The sequence below is a fragment of the Pseudoroseicyclus aestuarii genome, assembly GCF_003217255.1.
In the GTDB taxonomy this organism is placed as follows: domain Bacteria; phylum Pseudomonadota; class Alphaproteobacteria; order Rhodobacterales; family Rhodobacteraceae; genus Pseudoroseicyclus; species Pseudoroseicyclus aestuarii.
In genome coordinates, this window is record NZ_QJTE01000002.1 from 501,490 (window position 1) to 524,558 (window position 23,069).

Sequence of the window (23,069 nt, forward strand, 5' to 3'; positions counted from 1 at the left end):
GCCCCTCGCGCGGAGCCGACAGGATCGACAGCATGACCAAGACAGACAGCCCCGCCATGCCCACGGGCCGCAGCGCCGCCCCGGCAGGCACGCGGATCGTCCTTTTCGCGCTGGCCATGGGCGGCTTCACCATCGGCACGACCGAGTTCGCCGCCATGGCCCTCGTCCCCTATTTCTCGGAAGGGCTCGGCATCACCGAGGCCTCTGCCGCCTATGTCATCGCGGCCTATGCGCTGGGCGTGGTGATCGGCGCGCCGCTGATCGCGGTGCTGGCCGCGCGGCTGCCGCGCCGGCGGCTGCTGGCGGCGCTGATGCTGCTGTATGGTGCCGCGAACCTCGCCTCGGGTCTTGCGCCGAATTTCGCGTCACTGGTGGCGCTGCGCTTCCTCGGCGGGCTGCCGCATGGGGCCTACTTCGGCATCGCCACGCTGCTGGCCGCCGGGATGATGGCGCCGGGCCAGCGCGGGCGCGCGATCTCGAAGATCATGATGGGGCTGACGGTGGCGACGATCATCGGCGTGCCCGGCGCGAATATCCTCGGCCAGACGATCGGCTGGCGCTGGTGCTTCGCCATCGCGGGCGCGCTGGCGCTGGCGACGGCGGCGATGATCTACGCCTTCGCGCCGCGCGGCACCGGCACCGCCTCGGACCCCTTGAAGGAGCTGGACGCGCTGAAGAACCGGCAGGTGATCCTGACGCTGCTTTTCGGCGCCATCGGCTTTGGCGGCATGTTCGCCGTCTACACCTACCTCGCCTCGACGCTCGAGCAGGTGACGGGCGTCGCTCCGGGGATCGTGCCGCTGTACTTCTCGCTCTTCGGGGTCGGGATGACGCTGGGCACCTTCGTCGCCGGCTGGGCGACGGATCTGTCGCTGAACGGATCGACCTGGGGCGTTCTGGGCGGGATGACGCTGCTTCTGGCGATCTACCCCGCGGTGACCGGCAGCCCGCTGGGCATGGCCGTCATGGCGCTGCTGATCGGCGGGGCGGGGTGCCTGACGATCATGCTGCAGACCCGGCTGATGATGGTCGCCCGCGAGGCGCAGACCCTCGCCGCGGCGCTGAACCACGCGGCACTGAACGTCGGCAATGCGCTGGGGCCCTGGCTGACGTCGCTTTTCCTGGCGGCGGGCTATGGCCTGCCCGTGGCCGGACCCGTGGGCGCCGTTCTCGGTGTCGCGGGGCTGGCGCTGTTCGCGCTGACGCTCTGGGACGAGCGGCGCGCGGGCTGACACCGGGGGAGGGGGCGCTGCCCCCGAGGCCTGCGGCCTCTCCCCCGGGATATTTTCAAAGAGAAGACGGCGGCTCAGTCCCGGGGAGGGGCCGAGGGGGTGGCGGCGCCGGCGGCGCGCCAGCGGGCGAGCTCGGCCGGGGCATCGAGGCGCTGGGCGGCGAAGCGGCCGTAGTAGCGCGCGGTTCCGGGGCGGGCGCCGCCCTGGCGGGCCGCGGCCTCGCCGGCGAGGGTGGCGCGGATCTGCGGCTCGGGCGCGCCGGCGGCGGCGAGCAGCGCGGCGTCGGAGGCCGGGATGCCGGACCCCGAGGGGCTGCCGCCCAGCCGGGCCACGGCGTCGAGGGTCGGCGTGCGGTCGGTGCGGTTCGTCCCGCCCGGCGTCGGCTGCGGCAGGCTCAGCACATCGGGGATCTGCAGGGCATCGCTCGGCAGGACCGAGAATTCGTCGGGTCCGCCGCCGCCGCGGGTCCGGTTGCAGCCGGAGACGAGGGCAAGGGCGCAGAGCGCCGCGATGATATGCGTGGTCCTCATGGCGCCTCTCTAGCGCGCTTCGCCGGGGGCGTCACGCGGGGTCTTGCCCTCGGGTGCGGGGGCTGGGGCGGGGGCCTTGGCGGGCCGCCGCGCGGGGGCCTTGCGCTTGCCTTCGGCGGGGGCCGCCTTGGCGCGCCTGGTGCCGCCCTTGGGCGCCGCGCCGCCGGGCTTTGGCGGATCGCCGGCGAAGAGGATCAGCCCGACGGCGCCGAGGAAGATCGCGATATCGGCGACGTTGAAGGCATAGGGGTTCTCGATGCCGCAGCAGGTCACGTTCAGGAAATCGGCCACAGCGCCGTAGAGCAGGCGGTCGACGACATTGCCCAGCGCCCCGCCGACGAGCAGCCCGGCGGAGAGCTGCACCCAGCGCGTCGCCGCGCCGCGGGCGATCCAGACCAGCACCCCGGCGCTGATCGCCAGCGCCACGCCGATCAGCACCCAGCGCATGTCGAAGCCGGAAAACAGGCCGAAGTTCACGCCTTGGTTCCAGGCCATGCGAAAGCCGATGAAGCCGGGGATCACGTCGAGCGCCATGCGCCCGGACAGATCGAGGGCGTGGACGACGACGTATTTCGTCGCCTGATCGGCGAGGAAGACCCAGAAGGCGGCGGTCAGCGTGATGCGCAGGGCGGGGGGCATCGCCATCAGTGCCGGAAGTGCCGCATGCCGGTGAAGACCATCGCCAGCCCAGCGCCGTCGGCGGCGGCGATGACCTCCTCGTCCTTGACCGAACCGCCGGGCTGGATCACCGCCCGCGCCCCGGCCTCGGCCGCGGCGAGCAGCCCGTCGGGGAAGGGGAAGAAGGCGTCGGAGGCGACGACGGAGCCCTGCGCCGGCGTATGCGGCAGGCCCAGCGCCTCGGCCATCCGCTCGGCCTTCACCGCGGCGATCATCGAACTGTCGAGCCGGCTCATCTGGCCCGCGCCGATGCCGACGGTCTGCATGTCCTTGGCGTAGACGATGGCGTTGGACTTCACGTGGCGCGCCACGGTCCAGGCGAACATCAGGTCGCGCAGCTCGGCCTCGCCGGGTTGGCGGCGGGTCACGACGCGCAGGTCGTCCATGCCGATGGCGCCGGCGTCGCGGTCCTGCAGCAGGTAGCCGCCGGCGATCTGCCGCAGCATCGGGCCGGCGGCGCGCGGGTCGGGCAGGGCGTCCAGTGTCAGCAGGCGCAGGTTCTTCTTGGCGGCGAAGATGGCGCGCGCTTCTTCGTCGGCGCCGGGGGCGATCACGACCTCGGTGAAGATGCCGGTGATGGCGCGCGCGGTCTCGGCGTCCAGCGGGCGGTTCAGCGCGACGATGCCGCCGAAGGCGGAGGTGCGGTCGCAGTCGAAGGCGCGGGCATAGGCCTCGGCGGCGGTCTCGCCCAGCGCCACGCCGCAGGGATTGGCGTGCTTGACGATGACGCAGGCAGGTCGGTCCTGCCCGAACTCGGCCACCAGCTCGACCGCGGCATCGGTGTCGTTGAGGTTGTTGTAGCTCAGCGCCTTGCCCTGGTGCTGCGCGGCCTGCGCGACGCCGGGACGGCTGCCGTCGGTATAGAGCGCGGCGGACTGGTGCGGGTTCTCGCCGTAGCGCAGGCCCTGCGCCAGGGTGGCAGAGACGCTGCGGCGGCGCGGCGCGGCCTCGCCGATGGCGCCGGCCATCCAGGTGCTGACGGCGGCGTCGTAGGCGGCGGTGCGGCCATAGGCGATCTGCGCGAGGCGCTGGCGGAAGGCGTAGGTCGTGGCGCCCTCGTTCGCGTCCAGCTCCTCGAGGAGGGCGTCGTAATCCTCGGTATCGGTGACGGTCGCGACCCAGGCGTGGTTCTTGGCCGCGGCGCGCAGCATGGCCGGGCCGCCGATGTCGATGTTCTCGACCGTCTCGTCGTAATCGGCGCCGCGGGCCACCGTCGCCTCGAAGGGGTAGAGGTTGACGACCAGCAGATCGATCCCGCCGATGCCATGCTCGTCCATCGCGGCGCGGTGGCTGTCCTCGCCGCGCAGGGCGAGCAGGCCGCCGTGCACCATCGGGTGCAGCGTCTTGACGCGGCCGTCCATCATCTCGGGGAAGCCGGTGATCTCGGAGACGTCGCGCACCGGCAGGCCGACCTTGCGCAGCGCGGCGGCGGTGCCGCCGGTGGAGACAAGCTCGATCCCGCGGGCGTCGAGGGCGCGGGCAAGATCGACGAGGCCTGTCTTGTCCGAGACGGACAGCAGCGCGCGCTTGATCGGAACGGTCTGGGTCATGGCATTCTCCGGGCCGCCGGCGCGGCGCTACTCCTCGTCCTCGGGCCGTGCGACGTCGCGCAGGCCCTGCGGCGTATCCTGCGCCTTGGACAGGGTCCAGCGCACGCGCGTCGCATAGGCCATCGCGCGGGCGGATAAAACCACCTGCTGCGTGGGCCGGGGCGCGGGGCGCCCGGCCTCGAGGTACATCGACCGCTCCAGCGCGAGGCTGGCGGCGCCGTCGTGGCGCAGGACCCAGATCTCGCCGTTGCGCAGCGCCAGCGCGACGGCGCTGCCGCCCTCGGCCTCGGCGGCATCGACATCGGGGTGCAGGTGGAAATGGATCGAGAAGCCCAGCCCCCTGTTGCCGCCCTGGCCAAGCATCTGGTCGAAGCGGCGGGTGTCGCCGGGGCTGAGCGTCGTCAGCAGGTCCTCGCCCGTCAGGCTGCGCCCGTCGCTCGACAGATCGAGGATGCGGGCATGGGTCAGGCCATGCGTGCGGCGCCAGCCGTCATGCGCCGTCTCGAGGCGCAGCGCGATGGCCTCCGGCTCGACGGGCACGGTGCGCGGGCCATCGGTCAGACGCTCGGCCCCGCCGCGCCCGGCCTGCCCGAAGCGCGCGGAGGAGTAGCCCTGCAGCGCCAGCGTGGAGTGGCTGGCCGTGGCGCGTCCGGCCTGCCGCCAGTCGGGGCCGAAGTCGCCGCCGGCGCCGCAATTGACGATCAGCGGGCGCCGCCCCGAGGTCAGCTCGAAGGCGAGGGTCGAGGCATGGGGCTCTGCCCCGCCGGCGCCCGAGGGCGGCGGCGCGGCATCGAGGATCAGCGTCGTGCGCCCGGCGCCGAGGCGAGCGTAACCCATGTGCAGCCCCGGCCCCGGCCGCGCCCGGCTGCCCGAGGCGGCCAGCGCCTGGTCGAGGCGGCCCTCGGCGCCGCGCCCGCCGCCGTGGAACCGCGCGAGGCCGCCGTCGGCATGGCGCAGCGCCCGCAGGGTGGCGGCGATGCGCCCCATCGCGAGGCGCAGCACCGGCGGCACGCGCCGCTCGGCGGAGACCAGCGCCTGCACGGTGCCGCCCAGAAGGGACAGGATCTCCAGCAGCGCCTCGGGGTTGCGGCTGTGGATCGCGCCTGTCTCGTCGATCCGGCGCGTCACCTCCTGCGCCAGCGCGCCCGTGGCAGGCTCTGCCGGATCGCCGATCCCCTCCAGCGACAGGCCGGCATGGATCAGCCCGGCCAGCGCCTCGATCCGGGGCAGGCCGGGCTCGGCCCGTTGCCAGTGCCGGGCGAGGAAGGCGGTCTGCGCGCCCAGGCTGCGCAGGAGGCGCGCCCGCTCGTCCTCGGTGCAACCGCGCAGCACGAAGGGCGCATGGTCAATCCAGCGCATCAGCCGCCGCGCCATGATGCGCGGCGCCCAGCCGGGCCCGCGGCCACCGCCGTAGCGGGCGATCCAGCCCTGCAGCCAGTCCTGCGCCCGCCCCCGCGCCTGCGCCCCGCCGAGGGCGGCGAGATCCTCGAGCCAGGCAAAATCGTGCAGCGCCTCGGCGGCGGAAGCCTCTGCCGTCCCGATGTCCCAGATCGAGCGGCCTTCGAGCTGCACCCGCTCCCCCTCGATCAGGGCCCGCCCCGCGAGCAGGTCCCTGCCGCGCTCGAGGCTGCCGATGCTGCGCGGCTCGGGCGGGGTGGCAAAGCCGGTGGCGGCGGGCGCGCGAGCGGCGAGCCTGACCTGCAGGCGGTCCAGCAGCCGCCGCCGTCCGGCCCAGGCCGCGCCGCGCGGCTGCGCCGGGGCGCGGGCCCCTGCGGATGCCGCGTCCTGCGGCGGCCCGATCGCCCCGTCGTCCCTGCCGCTGCGCTTGCCGATCTTCACCTTGTCTCCATGCCTGTGCCGTAGCGACGGCGCGTGCCTGCCCTGCCCGGTTCGCCGCCGTGGCGTGCGGCAGCCTATGGCGCCGCGCCGCCCAAGTCACGCCGCCGCCGTGATCGCCCCGTCCGCGCTAACCATTGGCTAACCGCGGTACCCGGTTTGGCAGGGGGGAAGGGCGAACTTGTGGTAATTAGCTTTTGAAGAATTTCGGGACCGGAAGCCGTCCCTCACACCAAGAAGGAAAGGATCATCGCGATGTTGGGATTTCTGGGCCTGATCGGCGTGTCGCTTGCGGGGCTGGCTTTCGTCTCTGGCGACGAGGACGACGACGAGGGCGGCAGCGCCGTCGAGCGTGACGACGGGACGGCCGTGGACATGGCGCCCGCGCAGGGCGAGGGAGAGCTGATCGACCTGCCGCCCGAGGAGGACGAGGCCGTCTATGAGCCGGAGCCGGTCGAGGTCACCTCGAACGAGACGGTCGTCGCCGGTGACTGGACCTTTGACGACGACGAGGAGCCCGAGACCGACTTGGACGAGGAAGCTCTCTGGGACGAGGTCTGGGACGAGGTCGAGCTTGCCCTCGACGAAGAGGGCGATGTTCTGCCGCTGCGCGACGAGGGCGAAGCCTTGCCCTGCATGACCGGCGGCGAGGGCAATGACGTTCTCGAGGGCTGCGACAACGGCGGCCTGCTCAGCGGCGGCTGGGGCGACGATGTGCTGACCGGCAATGCCGGCGAGGACGAGATGCAGGGCGGTGCCGGCAACGACGTGCTCGACGGTGTCGAGGTCGGCGCGGCCGAGGCCGACATCCTGAACGGCGGCTCCGGCGACGACCGGCTGATCGGCGGCGCGGGCGACGTGCTTTCGGGCGGACGCGGCGCCGATACCTTCGAGATCGCCCCCGGCGACGAGGTCGCGGTGATCGCCGACTTCGACCCCGCGGCCGATGCGCTGGTGCTGCGCGGCGGCGCCGAGACCGTCCTCGACACGCTGACCAGCGAAGACGGGCTGACGCTTCTCGCCGATGGGCAGCCCGTGGCCTACCTCTCGGGGGTGACGGCACTGGATCTGTCGCTGGTGCAGATGGCGGCCTGATGACACGAGGCAGGTTGTGATCGGCCGGGTCGGGACCCCTTCCCAACCCGGCCGATAACCTTTATAGGCGGCCATCCGCACCCGGACCCCGGGACGGACACCTTCAAGGGCCTTGCTGGACGACATCCCGGCTTGCGCCGTCCACCCTGTTTTCAAGGAGATCCCGATGTCGATCACGCCGGAAGACAAATCCAAGCTGATGAAGGACTACGCGACGCACGAGGGCGACACCGGTTCGCCCGAGGTGCAGATCGCGATCCTCTCCAGCCGCATCGCCACCCTGACCGAGCACTTCAAGGTGCACGCCAAGGACAACCACGGCCGTCGCGGCCTGCTCAAGATGGTTGCCCAGCGCCGCAAGCTGCTGGACTACGTCAAGGGCAAGGACGAGGCCCGCTACCAGAGCCTGATCCAGCGCCTGGGCCTGCGCCGCTAAGCGCCGGACTTTGCGAATTTGGAAAAGGGGTCGCTTCGGCGGCCCCTTTTTCGTTCCGCCTGCGCTTTGGCCCTCTCAGCGCACCGCTTCCCTCAGGGCCGGCTTTGCTGTATGGCCCCGCCATCTCGAACGGCGCGTCCGGCCCCTGGCGCATGAGACAATGGAGGGGCGGCGGCAATACGGCCGCCACGCAATGAGGGACGGCAGGGAGGGCTCTGCCAGCGTCCCAGATAGGAATCGCATGATGTTCAACGAAACGAAAAAATCGATCCAGTGGGGCGAAGAGACGCTGACCCTGGAATCGGGTAAGGTCGCGCGTCAGGCCGACGGCTCGGTCATCGCCACGCTGGGCGAGACCTCCGTCATGGCCAACGTCACCTTCGCCAAGGCGCCGAAGCCGGGCCAGGACTTCTTCCCCCTGACCGTGCACTACCAGGAAAAATACTACGCGGCCGGCAAGATCCCCGGCGGCTTCTTCAAGCGCGAGGCGCGCCCGTCCGAGAAGGAGACGCTGACCGCGCGCCTGATCGACCGCCCGATCCGCCCGCTCTTCGTTCCCGGCTTCAAGCATGAAGTGCTGGTGATGTGCACCGTGCTGAGCCACGATCTGGTCAACGATCCCGACATCGTCGCGATGATCGCCGCCTCGGCCGCGCTGACGATCTCGGGCGTGCCCTTCATGGGCCCGATCGCCGGCTGCCGCGTCGGCTACACCGGCGGCGAATACGTGCTGAACCCGACGATCGACGATCTGGACGGCATCCGCACGAACCCCGAGCAGCGCCTCGACCTGATCGTCGCCGGCACGCAGGACGCCGTGATGATGGTCGAATCGGAAGCCTACGAGCTGACCGAATCCGAGATGCTGGGCGCCGTCACCTTCGCGCACGAGCAGATCCAGCCGGTGATCGACCTGATCATCGACCTGGCCGAGGATTGCGCGAAAGAGCCCTTCGATTTCACCCCGCCGGATTACAGCGGTCTCTACGACAAGGTGAAATCCGCCGGCGAGCAGAAGATGCGCGACGCCTACGCCATCTCCGACAAGCAGGAGCGGACGAGTGCCGTCGCCGCCCTGAAGAAGGAGCTGATCGAGGGGCTCTCCGAAGAGGAGCAGGCCGATCCGAACCTCGGCGCCGCCCTCAAGAAGCTGGAATCGACCGTGCTGCGCGGTGACGTGGTCAAGAACGGTCGCCGCATCGACGGCCGCGCCCTCGACCAGGTCCGCTCGATCGACGTGCAGACCGGCCTGCTGCCGCGCACCCATGGCTCGGCCCTGTTCACCCGGGGCGAGACGCAGGCGCTGGTCGTGACCACGCTGGGCACCGGCGATGACGAGCAGTTCATCGACGCGCTGGAAGGCACCTCGAAGTCGAACTTCCTGCTGCACTACAACTTCCCCCCGTACTCGGTGGGTGAAGTGGGCCGCGTCGGCTCCCCCGGCCGCCGCGAGATCGGCCACGGCAAGCTGGCCTGGCGCGCGCTTCAGGCGGTGCTGCCGGCGAACACCGACTTCCCCTACACCATTCGCCTGGTGTCGGAGATCACGGAATCCAACGGCTCCTCCTCCATGGCCTCGGTCTGCGGTGGCAGCCTCGCGATGATGGATGCCGGCGTGCCGCTCAAGGCCGCCGTCGCCGGTGTCGCCATGGGCCTGGTGCTGGAAGACGACGGCTCCTGGGCCGTTCTGACCGACATCCTGGGCGACGAGGATCACCTCGGCGACATGGACTTCAAGGTCGCCGGTACCGAAGAGGGCATCACCAGCCTTCAGATGGACATCAAGGTGGCCGGCATCACGCCCGCGATCATGGAAAAGGCGCTCGAGCAGGCGAAGGCCGGCCGGATGCACATCCTGGGCGAGATGAACAAGTCGGTCTCCGGCGTCGGCCAGTTCTCGGTCCATGCCCCGCGGATCGAGACGATGACGATCCCGCAGGACAAGATCCGCGAAGTCATCGGCTCGGGCGGCAAGGTCATCCGCGAGATCGTCGAGGTTTCGGGTGCCAAGGTCGACATCAACGACGACGGCGTCATCAAGATCGCCAGCGCCAACGGCGAGGCCATCCAGAAGGCCTACGACATGATCTACTCGATCGTGGCAGAGCCGGAAGAGGGCAAGGTCTACAAGGGCACGGTCGTCAAGCTGGTCGATTTCGGCGCCTTCGTGAACTTCTTCGGCAAGCGTGACGGCCTCGTGCACGTCAGCCAGATCGAGAACCGCCGCCTGAACCACCCCTCCGACGTGCTGAAGGAAGGCCAGGAGGTCTGGGTCAAGCTGCTGGGCTTCGACGATCGCGGCAAGGTGCGCCTGTCGATGAAGATCGTCGATCAGGAGACCGGCGAAGAGATGAAGAAGGACGAGGAAGAAGCCGCGGCCGAGTAAGGCCAGGGTTTCCCCGTCCGAAAGGCCCCCGAAGGAGACTTCGGGGGCCTTTTTCGTCTTCGGCTGCCGGCTCTCTTGGCGCGCGGGTTTGGCCATGGCTCACGGCAACGTGGGGCCATCAGGGCATCAGGGCCGGGGATCGCGGGCAGGGCGGGGGCTTCCGGGCTTGATGTGACCGGGCGCCCGGCTTAGCTGTGGCGGGATCACGGGCCCTCAGCAGGCCCGCCGAAAGCGCTGCTGAGCGCAAGTCAGACGAGGGAACCCGATGTTCACACGGCGCCATCTTATCGCTTCGACAGCCGCCGCGATCGCGGCCCCCGCCGTCCTGCGCGCGCAATCCGCGACCCTGCCGGCGATGACCGATTTCGCCGGGGCCCCGGCCCCCGCGCCCCAGCGGCAGGCCGCCGCCGCGCAGCCCGAGCCCGTCATCGATCTGCCGCCGACCGTGCAGGACGGCTACCAGATCCCGCCGCAGTACCAGGCCGTCGTGGTGCCGACCCGCGGCCTCGCGGCGAACCAGATCCACATCGTCCCGCAGGAATACCACCTGTATTTCACCCTGCCGGGCAACCGCGCCATCCGCTACGGCGTCGCCGTCGGGCAGGAGGGTCTGGGCTGGTCCGGCAGCGCGACGATCAAGCGCAAGGTCGAATGGCCCAGCTGGACCCCGACCCCCGACATGATCGAGCGCGACCCCGAGCATTACGAGCAGTACGCCGACGGCATGCCCGGCGGCCCCGAGAACCCGCTGGGCGCCCGTGCGCTCTATTTCTACCAGGGCGACCGGGACACGGCGATCCGCGTGCATGGCACGACCTCGCCGGCCAGCATCGGCAAGTCGGCCTCGAACGGCTGCTTCCGCATGTACAACAGCCACGTGATCGACCTGTACAACCGGGTGCCGATTGGCGCCCGCGCCTTCGCCTACTAAGTCCAGGCCGAAAGGTTCAGCGCCGCGGCGGCCGATGGGCCGGCGCGGCGTTTCCTATTCGTGATGCCCCTCGCACCCCTGGGCTGTTAAAGCTGCCTTAAGGGATGACGCAGAATCCTTGGGCAGAGCAGGCCCGGACGCGAGGGAGGGGACAGGATACCATGACAGGATCGAACATCGGCCGTCGCGCCTTTCTGGCCGGCGGGGCCGCCGCCGCCGGTCTGGCTGCCGCGCCGGCTGCCGCGCAGGTGATGTCGCAGCGGCCCTTCGACATCCCCGAAAGCTGGCGACCGCGCGTGGTCGACATCAATGCCGATGCGCCAGCCGGGCTGATCTACGTCGATACTGCTGAACGCCGCCTTTACTGGACCCTGGGCGAGGGGCGGGCGATCCGCTACCTGATCGCCGTCGGTGCCGCGGGCCGAAATTTTCAGGGCGAGGCGCGGGTCGGGCGCAAGGCGGAATGGCCGCGCTGGACGCCGACGCGCAACATGATCCGCGCCGAGCCCGAGGTTTACGGCCCCTATGCCGGCGGCCTGCCGGGCGGGCACGAGTGGAACCCCCTCGGGGCGCGGGCCCTCTACATGTACCAGGGCAATCGCGACACGATGTACCGCATCCACGGCACGCCGCAGCCCTGGACCATGGGGCAGAGCTTTTCCTCGGGCTGCATCCGCCTGGTGAACGAGCATGCGATGGATCTCTACAGCCGGGTGCCTGTTGGCACGCGGGTCGTGGTCAGCTAGCCCATCAACCGACGCTCGGCCCGCCGGTAACGCAGCACCGCCGCAGGCCCCCGCCGCAGCGCGGCCAGCCGCAGGGGCCCCCATGGCTTGTGCGGCCCGTGAAAGTGCAGGACCCGCGGGGCCAGGGCCTCGCTTTCCTGCGCCGAGGGGTCGAGCCCGCGCATCTGCCGGTGCTGGCGCCCGACGCGCCCCCAGGAGCAGTTCCAGGCCGGGTTCAGGTGATGCACCTGCCCCTTGAACAGCAGGTTCAGCCTGTCCTGATCGACCGTGGCGTAGCCCGCCGCGGCCTCCATGTCGGTCATCGCCTCGGCCAGACCGGGGGTGGCCTTGATGGCTGCGGTGTCCATCAGCAGGACCCCGGAATTGAAGTAATCCGTCGCCGGATGCGGCGCCATGAGCTGCGCCGTGCCCTGCAGGCGATCCGCCCGCGCAGGCCGCGCCGCGCGCCGCGTCACCACGTAGTCGCGCACGGCGCCCATTGGGCGGCCTTGAAGATCCAGCGCGAAAAGCGGCGAGAGGTCCCCCGTCACGAGGGTGTCGCCATCGAGGTAGAGCACCCGCCCTTCGAGGAGCCGCGGCAGGAACATCCGGCCCAGAGCGACCGGCGTGATATGCGCCTTGGGGCTGCGCGCCTGCGCCAGCAGCGCCGGATCGAGTTGGTGCACGGTCAGCGCCCCCGGCGCCAGCGCCTCTGCCCGGCGCTGCGCCTCGGCCCTGGCGGTGTCGGTCAGCCCGTGTCCGAAGAGGTGCACGGCAATCGGCCCCGAGGCGGCCTCAAGCGCCGAGAGGATCGACAGGAGCGTGGGGCGAAACAGGCCCATGTCGGTGACATAGGCGATCTGGATGGGCGGCAGGGTCATGCCGCCAGCCTGTCGTCGAAGGGGATGCCGATGTCCAGCAGCGCGGAGACCGGCGAATGGCAGGTCAGCGCGATGCCGCGCTTCGCCGCCTCGTCCCGCGCGAGGGCGAAGAGCGGCAGAATCCGCCCCTGCGCCTGCGCCACGCCGGAAAAGGCGGCGCCGCCCGTCTCGTAAAAGCGCGGCGCATCCGACAGGTCGATGCCGGCCAGACCGATGCGCCGGGCGCTGGTTGCAAGCGCGCATTGCAGCGCGCTGGTGGCCACGGTGCCGCTGATGATCACGCCCCGCGCCGGATCGCGCGACAGAGCGGCCTGGCCCTGCCGTAGCAGGTGCGGCGCAAGCGCGGGATCGTCCAGACCGCGCCGGGCGCCGCCCAGCGGCTTGCGCAGATCGTCCAGCAGGAGGATGCGCCGGTCCTCGGCCCAGGCCGGATCGAGCGTGAGCAGCGCCCGCAGCGCGCCCGGCGAAAGCAGCGCCCAGCTGTCTCGCGGCAGGTGCTGCGCGATCATCGCGTGATGGCGCCAGACAAAGCGCTCGTCCTCGATCACCGCCGCCAGCGCCCCGCCCAGCCGCGGCACGAGGCTGAGTGCGCCGTTCAGCACCATCGCCTCGCGCGCCGCGACCCGCTCCACCGCCTGGCCGCGAAGCGAGGGGCCGGAGCCGAAGATCACAAGGCTCTCGCCGGCCTCCTCCGCGAAATCGGCAAAGGGCGAGAGGCCCCCGGCGCGCCGCCCGCGCCAGAGGATCTCGCCCCCGCCCGCCGCATCGCGCGCAAGGCGCAGGTGCGGCCAGGCCGCCTCGTCATGGGCGCGGGCCATCCCTCGCAGGCGAAAGCCCAGCCGGATCAGGCGCCGCGTCAGCGGCCTGTCGGACATCGGTCAGGCCGGAACCTTGGCCTTGCGCAGGTAGGGCAGCACATGCTCCAGCTCGCCGAACTTGGCCGTCGCTTCCTCGTCCGACAGGGTGGCGGGCACGATCACGTCCTGCCCGACGGTCCAGTCGGCGGGGGTGGCGACGCCCTTGGAGGAGGTCAGCTGCAGCGCGTCGAGGGCACGCAGCACCTCGGCGAAGTTGCGGCCCACCGTCATCGGGTAGGTCATCGACAGCTTCACCTTCTTGTCCGGCCCGACGATGAAGACCGAACGCACGGTCGCGGTATCGGCAGGCGTACGGCCATCGGGAAGATAGGCCTCGGCGGGCAGCATGTCGAAGGCCTTGGACATCTTCAGGTCGGTGTCGGCGACCATCGGAAACTCGGGCGTGCTGCCGCCGGCCTTCTCGATATCGGCCTTCCAGCGCTTGTGGTCCTCGGCGCTGTCGACCGAGACGCCGATCGGCTTGGCGTCGCGGGCCGCCCATTCCTTGGCCAGCGTGGCGACGGCGCCGAACTCGGTGGTGCAGACGGGGGTGAAATCCTTGGGGTGGCTGAAGATGATGGCCCAGCTGCCGCCGATGTAATCGTGCAGGGACAGGCTGCCCTGGTCGGTCTCGACGGTCAGGTCGGGGATCGTGTCGTTGATGCGCAGTGCCATCGCTAGGTCTCCCACTAGGGTAATCTCGTCTCGCGTGATGCGGGGCGCCTCCGCATATAAGCCCGCAGGCTGCGCATGCCACCCCGTTGCAGCGCCCCGGCCGGAATGGCACCTTCTGCGCGAAACCGCCCGGGGGATGCCGCGATGATGATCAAACGAGACTTCTACATCGACGGCGCCTGGGTGCCGCCGCAGACCCCGCGCGATTGCGCGGTGATCGATCCCTCCACCGAAGAGGCCTGCGCCACCATCAGCCTTGGGGGGCAGGCCGATACCGATACCGCCGTCGCCGCCGCGCAGCGCGCCTTTGCCTCTTGGTCCATCAGCCCGCTGGCCGAGCGGCGGCGCCTGGTCGAGGGCATCCTCGCGCAATACGAGGCGCGCAAGGAAGAGATGGCGCAGGCGATCAGCCTCGAGATGGGGGCGCCGATCGACATGGCCCGCTCCAGCCAGGCGGAATGCCTGCCCGAGCATCTGACCGCCTTCCTCGAGGCCTTCGACAAGATCGACTGGATCCGCCCGCTCGGCCCCCATGCCCCGGACGACCGCATCGCGCTGGAGCCGATCGGTGTGGTCGGCCTGATCACGCCCTGGAACTGGCCGATGAACCAGGTCACGCTCAAGGTGATCCCAGCGCTTCTCGCGGGCTGCACCGTGGTGCTGAAGCCGTCGGAAGAGGCGCCGCTCTCCTCGATGCTCTTTGCCGAGTTCGTGCATGACGCCGGCTGCCCGCCGGGCGTCTTCAATCTGGTGAACGGCGATGGCGCCGGGGTGGGCACACAGCTTTCGGCGCATCCGGACGTGGCGATGATCTCCTTCACCGGCTCGACCCGCGCCGGCCGCGCGATCAGCCGCACCGCCGCCGAGACGCTCAAGCGCGTGACGCTGGAGCTTGGGGGCAAGGGCGCGAACCTGGTCTTCGCCGATGCCGGGCTCGAGGCGGTGGAGCGCGGCGCCCGCTCCTGCTTCAACAACACCGGCCAGTCCTGCAACGCCCCGACGCGCATGCTGGTCGAGCGTAGCCTCTACGACGAGGCCATCGAGGTCGCTGCCCGCACCGCCGAGGCGACGGGCACCGCCCCGGCCTCCGCGCCCGGCGCCCATATCGGCCCGCTGGTGAACAAGGCGCAGTGGGACAAGGTGCAGGCCCTGATCGAGACGGGAATCGCCGAGGGCGCGCGCCTCGTCGCCGGCGGGCCCGGCCTGCCCGAGGGCGTCAACCGCGGCTTCTTCGTCCGGCCCACGGTCTTCGCCGATGTGACGAACGAGATGACCATCGCGCGGGAGGAGATCTTCGGCCCGGTCCTGTCGATCATCCCCTTCGAGACCGAGGGAGAGGCCGTCGCCATCGCCAACGACACCCCCTACGGCTTGACCAACTACGTCCAGAGCAGCGACGGCGCCCGCCGCAACCGCCTCGCCCGCCAGCTGCGCTCGGGCATGGTCGAGATGAACGGCCAGTCGCGCGGCGCCGGCAGCCCCTTCGGCGGGATGAAGGCCTCTGGCGGCGCGCGAGAGGGCGGGACCTGGGGGATCGAGGAATTCCTTCAGGTCAAGGCGATCTCCGGCTGGGACAGCGCGGCAGAGGGCTGACGCCCCTCATTCTTCTCTTTGAAAATATCCTCGGGGGGAGGCGCCGCCAGCGGCGGCGCCGGGGGGCAGACAGCCCCCCTGCCGCGCCGGACACAGGCGCAACGAAAAACCCCCGAGGCGGCGCCACGGGGGTCATCCTGCGAATGCAGTGGTCGCGATGGACCGGTCTGAAGCGCGGAGCTTAAAGCATGCCCTCGCGCTGCAGCTTCTTGCGAGCGAGCTTGCGCTGACGGCGAATCGCCTCGGCCTTCTCACGCGCTTTCTTCTCGGACGGCTTCTCGAAATGCTGCTTCAGCTTCATTTCCCGAAACACGCCCTCGCGCTGCAGCTTCTTCTTCAGGGCGCGAAGCGCCTGATCCACGTTGTTGTCGCGAACGCTAACCTGCATGTGGTTTTCACCACCTTTCCAGTTGAAGTTTCGATCTCAGGCAGGAACACGCGTCTCTATCAAACCGTTCCCCGCTTGTCTAGGCTGCAGCAACGGGCAGCGCCCGCGCCGCAGGCATCACTCCGGAGGACGAGCATGACACGGTCCGACATCCCCGCCGATCCCGCCGCCATTCGGCTTCTGGACGCCATCCGCGCCCATGTGCCCTTCGACGGCTGGTCCGACGCGGCCTTCCGCGCCGCCGCCCGCGATGCCGGCATCCCCCTGCCCGAGGCGCGGGCCCTGGTGCCGAAGGGGGCGGCGGGGCTGGCCGCCCTGCTGCACCGGCAGGGCGATGCGCAGGCGAGCCACGCCATCCGCGAGGCCGACTTCGCGGCGATGAAGTACAGCGACCGCGTCGCCCATGCGCTGAAACTGCGCCTCGATGCGATGCCCGGCCGCGAGGAGGTGCGCCGCTCTACCGCCCTCTTCGCTCTGCCGCAGCACGCGGGCGAGGGCGCGGCGCTGATCTGGGGCACCGCCGATACGATCTGGTCCGCGCTGGGCGATACCTCGGACGACGTGAACTGGTACTCCAAGCGGGCGACGCTCTCTGCGGTCTGGTCCTCGACCGTGCTCTACTGGCTGGGCGACGACAGCCCCGGTGCCGCCGAGACCCGCGCCTTCATCGACCGCCGCATCGCCGGGGTGATGCAGATCGAGGGCGCGAAGGCCAAGGCGCGGAACTCCGCCCTGCTGCGCCCCGTCACCGGCGCCCTCGGCCTTCTGACCCGCAACATCCGCGCGCCGCGCCAGCCGGGCGGCCTTCCGGGGCGCTGGACATGACGATGATGCCGGTGATCGAGATCGCCCGCCCCGGCGGGCCAGAGGTGCTGACCCTGGCCGAGCGCGAGATCCCGCAGCCCGGCCAGGGCGAGGTGCTGATCCGCGTGGCCTACGCCGGGGTCAACCGCCCCGATGCGATGCAGCGGGCCGGCCAGTATCCCATGCCCCCCGGCGCCAGCGACCTGCCGGGCCTCGAAGCCTCGGGAGAGATCGTGGCCCTGGGCGAGGGCGTAACCGGCTGGTCCATCGGCGACAGCGTCTGCGCGCTGCTGCCCGGCGGCGGTTACGCCGGCCATGCCGTGGCGCCCGCCGGCCATTGCCTGCCGGTGCCCGAGGGGCTGGACCTGCGGCAGGCCGCGGCCCTGCCGGAGACGGCCTTCACCGTCTGGTCCAACGTCTTCATGCGCGGCGGGCTGCAGGGGGGCGAGCGCTTTCTCGTCCATGGCGGCAGCTCCGGCATCGGCACCATGGCGATCCAGATCGCGACCGCGCTGGGCGCCCGCGTCTTCGCCACCGCCGGCAGCGCCGAGAAATGCGCCGCCTGCACCCGCCTCGGGGCCGAGCGCGCGATCAACTACCGGCAGGAGGATTTCGTCCAGCTGCTGCAGGACGAGGGCGGCGCCGACGTGATCCTCGACATGGTCGGCGGGTCCTATGTGCAGCGCAACATCGCGGCGCTGGCGACAGGCGGGCGGCTGGTGCAGATCGCCTTCCTGCAGGGCGCAAGGACAGAGGTGAACCTCGCGCCGCTGATGATGAAGCGCGCGACCCTCACCGGCTCGACCCTGCGGCCGCAGAGCGTGGCGGCCAAGACCGAGATCGCCGAGGCGCTGCGCGCCCATGTCTGGCCGCTGATCGCGGCGGGGCAGGTCGCACCGCTGATCGACAGCGAATATCCCCTGGCCGAGGCCTCTGCCGCCCATGCCCGGCTCGAGACCTCGGACCACATCGGGAAGATCGTGCTGAAACTGCCCTGAGGCGGTGATGCGCCCTTTTTCGTGACGTCGCGCCCCTCTGCTGGGTCGGTTTTGCCCTGTCATCCATGGGTGCGGGCCGCTACCACTTCGAGGGGACGCAAGGAATTCTGGAGGCAGCGCTCATGAAGGTTCTCGTACCGGTCAAGCGCGTGATCGACTACAACGTGAAGGTCCGGGTCAAGGCTGACGGCAGCGGCGTCGACCTGGCCAACGTCAAGATGAGCATGAACCCCTTCGATGAGATCGCCGTCGAAGAGGCGATCCGCCTGAAGGAGAAGGGCGCCGCCGAAGAGGTCGTCGTCGTCTCGATCGGCGTGAAGCAATCGCAGGAAACGCTGCGGACCGCCCTCGCCATGGGCGCCGACCGCGCGATCCTGATCACCGCCGCCGAGGACCCCGCCCAGGACATCGAGCCGCTGGCCGTCGCCAAGCTGCTCAAGGCGGTGGTCGACGAAGAGCAGCCGGGCCTCGTCCTCTGCGGCAAGCAGGCGATCGACAACGACATGAACGCCACCGGCCAGATGCTGGCCGCGCTTCTGGGCTGGAGCCAGGCGACCTTCGCCAGCAAGGTCGAGATCGAGGGCGATGCCGCCACCGTCACCCGCGAGGTCGACGGCGGTCTGCAGACCGTGAAGGTCAAGCTGCCGGCCATCGTCAGCGCCGACCTGCGCCTGAACGAGCCGCGCTATGCCTCGCTTCCGAACATCATGAAGGCCAAGAAGAAGCCGCTCGAAGAGAAGACCGCCGCCGATCTGGGCGTCGATGTCACGCCGCGGCTGACCACGGTCTCGGTGGCTGAACCCGAAAGCCGCAAGGCCGGGATGATGCTGGGGTCGGTCGACGACCTCGTCGAGAAACTCAAGGACCTGGGGGTGGTGTGATGGCTGTTCTTCTGATTGCCGAAGTGACGGACGGCGCCCTGAACATGGATGCCACGGCCAAGGCGGTCTCCGCCGTCGCTGGCCTGGGCGAGGTCACGGTCCTCTGCGCCGGCGGCGAGGTCGAGGGCGCGGCCAAGGAGGCGGCGACGATCCAGGGTGTCACCAAGGTGCTGACGGCCGAGGATCCGCTTTACGGCCACCGCCTGGCGGAGCCGACCGCGGCGCTGATCGTCAGCCTTGCCGAGGGCTACAGCCATATCGCCGCCCCGGCGACGACCGACGCCAAGAACGTCATGCCGCGCGTCGCCGCGCTGCTCGACGTCATGGTGCTGTCCGACGTCATCGGCATCGACGATGCCGAGACCTTCCGCCGCCCGATCTACGCGGGCAACGCGATCCAGACGGTGAAATCCGGCGATCCGGTCAAGGTGATGACGATCCGCACCTCGGGCTTCGACGCGGCGCCGACGGGGGGCGAGGCCGCCATCGACAGCGTGCCGGTCGGCACCGATCCTGCCCTGTCCGAATGGGTCGAGGACAAGGTCGCCGCCTCTGACCGGCCCGAGCTGACTTCGGCCGGGATCGTCGTCTCCGGCGGGCGGGGCATCGGGTCGAAAGAGGATTTCGCGATCATCGAGGCGCTGGCCGACAAGCTGGGCGCCGCCGTCGGTGCCAGCCGCGCCGCCGTCGATTCGGGCTATGCGCCCAACGACTGGCAGGTCGGCCAGACCGGCAAGGTCGTCGCCCCCGAGCTCTACGTCGCCGTCGGTATTTCCGGTGCGATCCAGCACCTTGCCGGGATGAAGGACAGCAAGGTGATCGTCGCGATCAACAAGGACGAAGAGGCGCCGATCTTCCAGGTCGCCGATTACGGCCTTGTCGGCGATCTTTTCACCATGGTGCCGGAGCTGACGGAAAAGCTCTGACCCTCATGGCTCGTTAAATACTCCGGGGGGCGCCATCGGCCCGCCACTGGCGTTGAGGCCGGTGGCGGCGGGGCTGGCCCCCGGCCCTCCGCCAGACAGCGGAGCGCAGCATGACCTCTTTGACAGACCCCTGGACCAGCCACTTCGGCCTGCCCCCCTGGGGCAAGATCGACGACGACGCCTGGGCCCCCGCCTTCGATGCGGCGATGGACGAGGCGCGCGCCGAAGTCGCGCGGATCGCCGAGAATTCCGAGGCGCCGAGCTTCGAGAACACGATCCACGCGCTCGAGCTGTCGGATCGCACCCTCTCGCGGATCACCGGCGCCTTCTACGCCGTGCCGGACCAGACGCCGGCCCGCCAGGCGATCGAGCGCGAGTATGAGCCCAAGTTCGCGGCCCTCGGCTCAGAGATCATCGGCAATGCCGCGCTTTTCGCGCGGATCGAAGCGCTGTGGCAGGACCGCGAGAGCCTGGGCCTGATGGAGGAGCAGGCCCGCGTCCTGCACCTGACCCACCGCAACTTCGTCCGCCAGGGCGCGCAGCTGACCGGCGAGGACGCCGCGCGCATGGCAAAGATCAAGGGCCGGCTCTCGGTGCTGGGCACGCAGTTCGCGCAGAACGTCCTTGCCGACGAAAGCGGCTGGCGGCTTGAGCTGTCGCCAGAGGACCTGACAGGCCTGCCCGATTTCGCCCTCGCCGCCCTGCGCGCGGCGGGCGAGGGGCGGCCCGTGCTGACGCTGTCGCGCAGCGTCATCGTGCCCTTCCTGCAATTCTCGCCCGACCGCGCCCTGCGGCGCCGCGCCTACGAGGCCTGGGTCAGCCGCGGCGAGCATCCCGGCGAGACCGACAACCGCGGCATCGTCGCCGAGACGCTGGCCCTGCGCGAGGAGCGGGCGCGGCTTCTGGGCTTCGACAGCTTCGCCGCCTGGAAGCTGGCGCCGCAGATGGCCGGCAGCCCCGAGGCCGTGCGCGAGATGCTGCACGCGATCTGGACCCCGGCCCGCGCCGCCGCCCTCGAGGATGCCGCCGAGATGGAGGCGATGCTCGCCGAGGATGGCGAGAGCGGCCCGCTCGAACCCTGGGATTGGCGCTACTACGCGGAGCGGCTGCGCCAGCAGCGCCACGACCTCAACGAGGCGGTGCTCAAGCCGTATTTCCAGCTCGACCGCATGGTCGAGGCGGCCTTCTGGACCGCCGGGCGGCTGTTTGGCCTCTCGTTCCGGGCCATCGAGCCGGACCTTTGGGATCCGCATTGCAAGGCCTGGGAGGTGACGCGCGAGGGGCAGCATATCGCCGTCTTCATCGCCGATTACTTCGCCCGCCCGCCCAAGCGCTCGGGCGCCTGGTGCATGGCGTCGCGGTCGCAAAGCCGGGCCGAGGGCGAGACCCGCCCCGTGGTCGTCAATGTCTGCAACTTTGCCGCGCCCGAGGCCGGGCAGCCGGCGCTTCTATCCTTCGACGATGCGCGCACGCTGTTCCACGAGTTCGGCCATGCGCTGCACCAGATGCTGTCCGACGTGACCTACGAGAGCATCTCGGGCACCTCGGTCGCGCGCGACTTCGTGGAGCTGCCCAGCCAGCTTTACGAGCATTGGCTGGAAGTGCCCGAGCTTCTGCAGCGCTTCGCCACCCATGCCGAGACCGGAGAGCCGCTGCCCGAGGCGATGATGGAGCGGCTGCTGGCGGCCAATACCCATGACATGGGGTTCCAGACGGTCGAGAACGTCGCCTCCGCGCTCGTGGACCTCGAATTCCACGATGCGCCTGCGCCCAGCGATCCGATGCAGCGGCAGGCCGAGATCCTCGACGGCATCGGCATGCCCCATGCGATCCGGATGCGCCACGCCACGCCGCATTTCCAGCATGTCTTCTCGGGCGACGGCTATTCCGCCGGCTACTACAGCTACCTCTGGTCCGAGACGATGGATGCCGATGCCTTCGAGGCCTTCCGCGAGGCGGGCGATCCCTTCGACGCGGAGCTTGCGGCCAAGCTCGAGGCGCATGTCCTCTCGCGCGGGGGCTCGGAGGAGGCGGCGGCGCTGTATGAGGCCTTCCGCGGGCGGATGCCGGGGGTCGAGGCGCTGCTGAAGGGGCGGGGGCTTCTGGCCGAGCCGGCCTGAGCGCGGCAGGGGCCGGGGGGGCAGCCCCCCGGACCCCCCGGGATATTTGCAAAGAGAAGAAGGGGGGCGGGGAAGAAGGGGGGGGGCGTCAGCCGCCCTTCTTGGCGCGCAGGTTCGCGAAGAAATCGACGCGTTTCTTCAGGTCGCGCTCGAAGCCGCGGTCGACGGGCAGGTAATAGACCCCGCGCTTCATCGTCTCGGGGAAGTAGTTCTGGCCCGAGAAGGCGTCTTCCTGGTCGTGGTCGTAGGCATAGCCCGCGCCGTAGCCCTGCTCCTTCATCAGCTTCGTCGGGGCGTTGCGAATATGCTTGGGCGGCGGCTCGGAGCCGGATTTCTTCGCCTCGGCCATGGCGGCCTTGTAGGCGACGTAGCCGGCATTCGATTTCGGCGCGAGGGCGAGGTAGATGACCGCCTGGCCCAGCGCCAGCTCTCCCTCGGGGCTGCCGAGGCGTTCATAGGTCTCCCAGGCGTGCTGGCAGAGGGTCTGGGCCTGCGGATCGGCGAGGCCGATATCCTCGATCGCCATGCGCAGGATGCGCCGCGCCAGGTAGCGCGGATCCTCGCCCCCCGTCAGCATCCGCGCCAGCCAGTAGATGGCGGCATCGGGGTCCGAGCCGCGGACCGATTTGTGCAGCGCCGAGATCAGGTTGTAATGCTCGTCGCCGGACTTGTCGTATTTCGTGGCGCGGCGGGTCAGCCGGGTTGTCAGCGCCTCGCGCCCCAGCGGCTTGTCCAGCTTCCAGGCGGCGACCTGCTCGATCAGGTTCAAGAGCGCCCGCCCGTCGCCATCGGCCATCTCCAGCAGCGCGTCGCGGGCGGAGCCATCGAGCGGCAGGCTGCGCCGCAGCTCCTGCTCGGCGCGCTGGGCGAGGCGTTCGAGGTCCGCCAGATCCAGCCGCTCCAGCACCAGGACCTGCGCGCGGCTCAGGAGCGCGGCGTTCAGCTCGAAGGAGGGATTCTCGGTCGTCGCGCCGACGAGGAGGATGGTGCCGTCCTCCATATGCGGCAGGAAGCTGTCCTGCTGCGCCTTGTTGAAGCGGTGGATCTCGTCGACGAAAAGCAGGGTGCCGCGGCCCTGGCCGCGGCGCATCTTGGCCGCTTCGAAGACCTTGCGCAGTTCCGGGACGCCGGTGAAGATCGCGCTGATCTGCACGAAGTGCAGGTCGGTGGCATCGGCCAGCAGGCGGGCGATGGTGGTCTTGCCCACCCCCGGCGGCCCCCAGAAGACCAGCGAGGACAGCGCCCCCGAGGCCAGCATCGCGCCCAGCGGCGCCTCTGGGCCCAGGACATGGGCCTGGCCGATCACTTCGGTCAGGGCGCGCGGGCGCAGCCGGTCGGCCAGCGGCCGCGGCGCCGCGGCAGAGGCGTCGGGGCGGGAGGGGGCGGGCTGCGGCGTGCTGTCGAAGAGATCGGCCATGCCCCGACATCTAGGGCCGAACGGGCGCGGCCGGAAGGGGCGAGAGGCGGCCCCGCCGCGGGCACGCTGGACAGTGTCGCGGGGCCGGACTACCGATCCAGGCGGCGCCACGCTTTCGACGGCGCCGCGT

21 protein-coding genes are annotated in these 23,069 nt (G+C 70.3%); 12 read left to right on the plus strand and 9 right to left on the minus strand.

Annotation, left to right across the window (positions count from 1 at the left end):
• Positions 1 to 32 precede the first annotated feature (32 nt).
• Positions 33 to 1,232: an MFS transporter gene (locus DFP88_RS07220; protein WP_245904727.1), complete on the plus strand. Its 1,200-nt coding sequence runs from the start codon at positions 33 to 35 to the stop codon at positions 1,230 to 1,232.
• A gap of 74 nt (positions 1,233 to 1,306) precedes the next feature.
• Here DFP88_RS07220 and DFP88_RS07225 read toward each other — a convergent pair whose 3' ends face one another.
• From DFP88_RS07225 to DFP88_RS07240, 4 genes are read right to left on the minus strand one after another with little or no spacing between them, the layout of a single operon-like run.
• Complete coding sequence (locus DFP88_RS07225) at positions 1,307 to 1,762, minus strand: DUF3035 domain-containing protein (RefSeq protein WP_110813774.1); 456 nt, start codon at positions 1,760 to 1,762, stop codon at positions 1,307 to 1,309.
• A 9-nt stretch (positions 1,763 to 1,771) separates the two neighbouring features.
• A complete protein-coding gene (gene lspA, locus DFP88_RS07230; RefSeq protein WP_425450823.1) occupies positions 1,772 to 2,389 on the minus strand; it encodes a signal peptidase II in 618 nt (205 codons plus the stop codon).
• Between the two features lie 17 nt (positions 2,390 to 2,406).
• A complete protein-coding gene (gene purH, locus DFP88_RS07235) occupies positions 2,407 to 3,990 on the minus strand; it encodes a bifunctional phosphoribosylaminoimidazolecarboxamide formyltransferase/IMP cyclohydrolase (protein ID WP_110813775.1) in 1,584 nt (527 codons plus the stop codon).
• Positions 3,991 to 4,017: 27 nt separating this feature from the next.
• Positions 4,018 to 5,829 carry a heparinase II/III family protein gene (locus tag DFP88_RS07240; RefSeq protein ID WP_245904728.1) on the minus strand — a complete coding sequence of 604 codons (1,812 nt, stop codon included), beginning with the start codon at positions 5,827 to 5,829 and terminating at the stop codon, positions 4,018 to 4,020.
• 252 nt (positions 5,830 to 6,081) lie between these two features.
• Between DFP88_RS07240 and DFP88_RS17310 the strand changes: the two genes are divergently transcribed.
• The 5 genes from DFP88_RS17310 (at position 6,082) to DFP88_RS07265 (ending at position 11,420) form a co-directional block, all read left to right on the plus strand.
• Positions 6,082 to 6,921, plus strand: coding sequence for a calcium-binding protein (locus DFP88_RS17310; RefSeq protein WP_110813776.1), 840 nt, complete (start codon positions 6,082 to 6,084; stop codon positions 6,919 to 6,921).
• 166 nt (positions 6,922 to 7,087) lie between these two features.
• Positions 7,088 to 7,357, plus strand: a complete 270-nt coding sequence (gene rpsO, locus DFP88_RS07250) for a 30S ribosomal protein S15 (protein WP_110813777.1) — start codon at positions 7,088 to 7,090, stop codon at positions 7,355 to 7,357.
• A gap of 244 nt (positions 7,358 to 7,601) precedes the next feature.
• The gene (pnp, locus tag DFP88_RS07255) at positions 7,602 to 9,743 is read left to right on the plus strand and encodes a polyribonucleotide nucleotidyltransferase (protein ID WP_110814183.1); all 2,142 of its coding nucleotides are present in this window, start codon (positions 7,602 to 7,604) and stop codon (positions 9,741 to 9,743) included.
• Between the two features lie 265 nt (positions 9,744 to 10,008).
• Positions 10,009 to 10,674 carry a L,D-transpeptidase gene (locus DFP88_RS07260; RefSeq protein WP_110813778.1) on the plus strand — a complete coding sequence of 222 codons (666 nt, stop codon included), beginning with the start codon at positions 10,009 to 10,011 and terminating at the stop codon, positions 10,672 to 10,674.
• Positions 10,675 to 10,835: 161 nt separating this feature from the next.
• Positions 10,836 to 11,420, plus strand: a complete 585-nt coding sequence (locus DFP88_RS07265) for a L,D-transpeptidase (RefSeq protein WP_110813779.1) — start codon at positions 10,836 to 10,838, stop codon at positions 11,418 to 11,420.
• Here DFP88_RS07265 and DFP88_RS07270 read toward each other — a convergent pair.
• The 3 genes from DFP88_RS07270 to DFP88_RS07275 are packed head-to-tail and all read right to left on the minus strand — an operon-like array spanning position 11,417 to position 13,812.
• On the minus strand, positions 11,417 to 12,280 hold the full coding sequence (locus tag DFP88_RS07270) for a glycosyltransferase family 8 protein (RefSeq protein ID WP_181418584.1): 864 nt from the start codon (positions 12,278 to 12,280) through the stop codon (positions 11,417 to 11,419). The genes DFP88_RS07265 and DFP88_RS07270 overlap by 4 nt on opposite strands.
• The gene (locus tag DFP88_RS17015; protein WP_181418585.1) at positions 12,277 to 13,155 is read right to left on the minus strand and encodes a glycosyl transferase; all 879 of its coding nucleotides are present in this window, start codon (positions 13,153 to 13,155) and stop codon (positions 12,277 to 12,279) included. The genes DFP88_RS07270 and DFP88_RS17015 overlap by 4 nt, the downstream gene beginning before the upstream one ends.
• A 3-nt stretch (positions 13,156 to 13,158) precedes the next feature.
• The gene (locus DFP88_RS07275) at positions 13,159 to 13,812 is read right to left on the minus strand and encodes a peroxiredoxin (RefSeq protein ID WP_110813781.1); all 654 of its coding nucleotides are present in this window, start codon (positions 13,810 to 13,812) and stop codon (positions 13,159 to 13,161) included.
• A 144-nt stretch (positions 13,813 to 13,956) separates the two neighbouring features.
• Here DFP88_RS07275 and DFP88_RS07280 point away from each other — a divergent pair, with 144 nt between their 5' ends.
• Positions 13,957 to 15,405, plus strand: coding sequence for an aldehyde dehydrogenase family protein (locus tag DFP88_RS07280; RefSeq protein ID WP_110813782.1), 1,449 nt, complete (start codon positions 13,957 to 13,959; stop codon positions 15,403 to 15,405).
• 181 nt (positions 15,406 to 15,586) lie between these two features.
• Here DFP88_RS07280 and rpsU read toward each other — a convergent pair whose 3' ends face one another.
• Positions 15,587 to 15,793 (minus strand): 30S ribosomal protein S21, encoded by a 207-nt coding sequence (gene rpsU, locus DFP88_RS07285; protein WP_110813783.1) that lies wholly within the window; start codon positions 15,791 to 15,793, stop codon positions 15,587 to 15,589.
• 135 nt (positions 15,794 to 15,928) lie between these two features.
• Between rpsU and DFP88_RS07290 the strand changes: the two genes are divergently transcribed.
• The 5 genes from DFP88_RS07290 to DFP88_RS07310 all read left to right on the plus strand — a co-directional run bounded on the left by DFP88_RS07290 (position 15,929) and on the right by DFP88_RS07310 (position 21,522).
• A complete protein-coding gene (locus DFP88_RS07290) occupies positions 15,929 to 16,618 on the plus strand; it encodes a COQ9 family protein (protein WP_110813784.1) in 690 nt (229 codons plus the stop codon).
• 2 nt (positions 16,619 to 16,620) lie between these two features.
• Positions 16,621 to 17,595, plus strand: coding sequence for an NAD(P)H-quinone oxidoreductase (locus DFP88_RS07295; RefSeq protein WP_425450824.1), 975 nt, complete (start codon positions 16,621 to 16,623; stop codon positions 17,593 to 17,595).
• 122 nt (positions 17,596 to 17,717) lie between these two features.
• Positions 17,718 to 18,476: an electron transfer flavoprotein subunit beta/FixA family protein gene (locus tag DFP88_RS07300; RefSeq protein ID WP_110813786.1), complete on the plus strand. Its 759-nt coding sequence runs from the start codon at positions 17,718 to 17,720 to the stop codon at positions 18,474 to 18,476.
• Positions 18,476 to 19,402 (plus strand): electron transfer flavoprotein subunit alpha/FixB family protein, encoded by a 927-nt coding sequence (locus DFP88_RS07305; protein WP_110813787.1) that lies wholly within the window; start codon positions 18,476 to 18,478, stop codon positions 19,400 to 19,402. Before DFP88_RS07300 ends, DFP88_RS07305 begins: the two co-directional genes overlap by 1 nt.
• Before the next feature lie 110 nt (positions 19,403 to 19,512).
• Positions 19,513 to 21,522, plus strand: a complete 2,010-nt coding sequence (locus DFP88_RS07310) for a M3 family metallopeptidase (RefSeq protein ID WP_110813788.1) — start codon at positions 19,513 to 19,515, stop codon at positions 21,520 to 21,522.
• Between the two features lie 88 nt (positions 21,523 to 21,610).
• On the opposite strand, the gene DFP88_RS07315 is transcribed toward DFP88_RS07310, so the two are convergent.
• Positions 21,611 to 22,939: a replication-associated recombination protein A gene (locus DFP88_RS07315; protein WP_110813789.1), complete on the minus strand. Its 1,329-nt coding sequence runs from the start codon at positions 22,937 to 22,939 to the stop codon at positions 21,611 to 21,613.
• Positions 22,940 to 23,069: the final 130 nt, after the last annotated feature.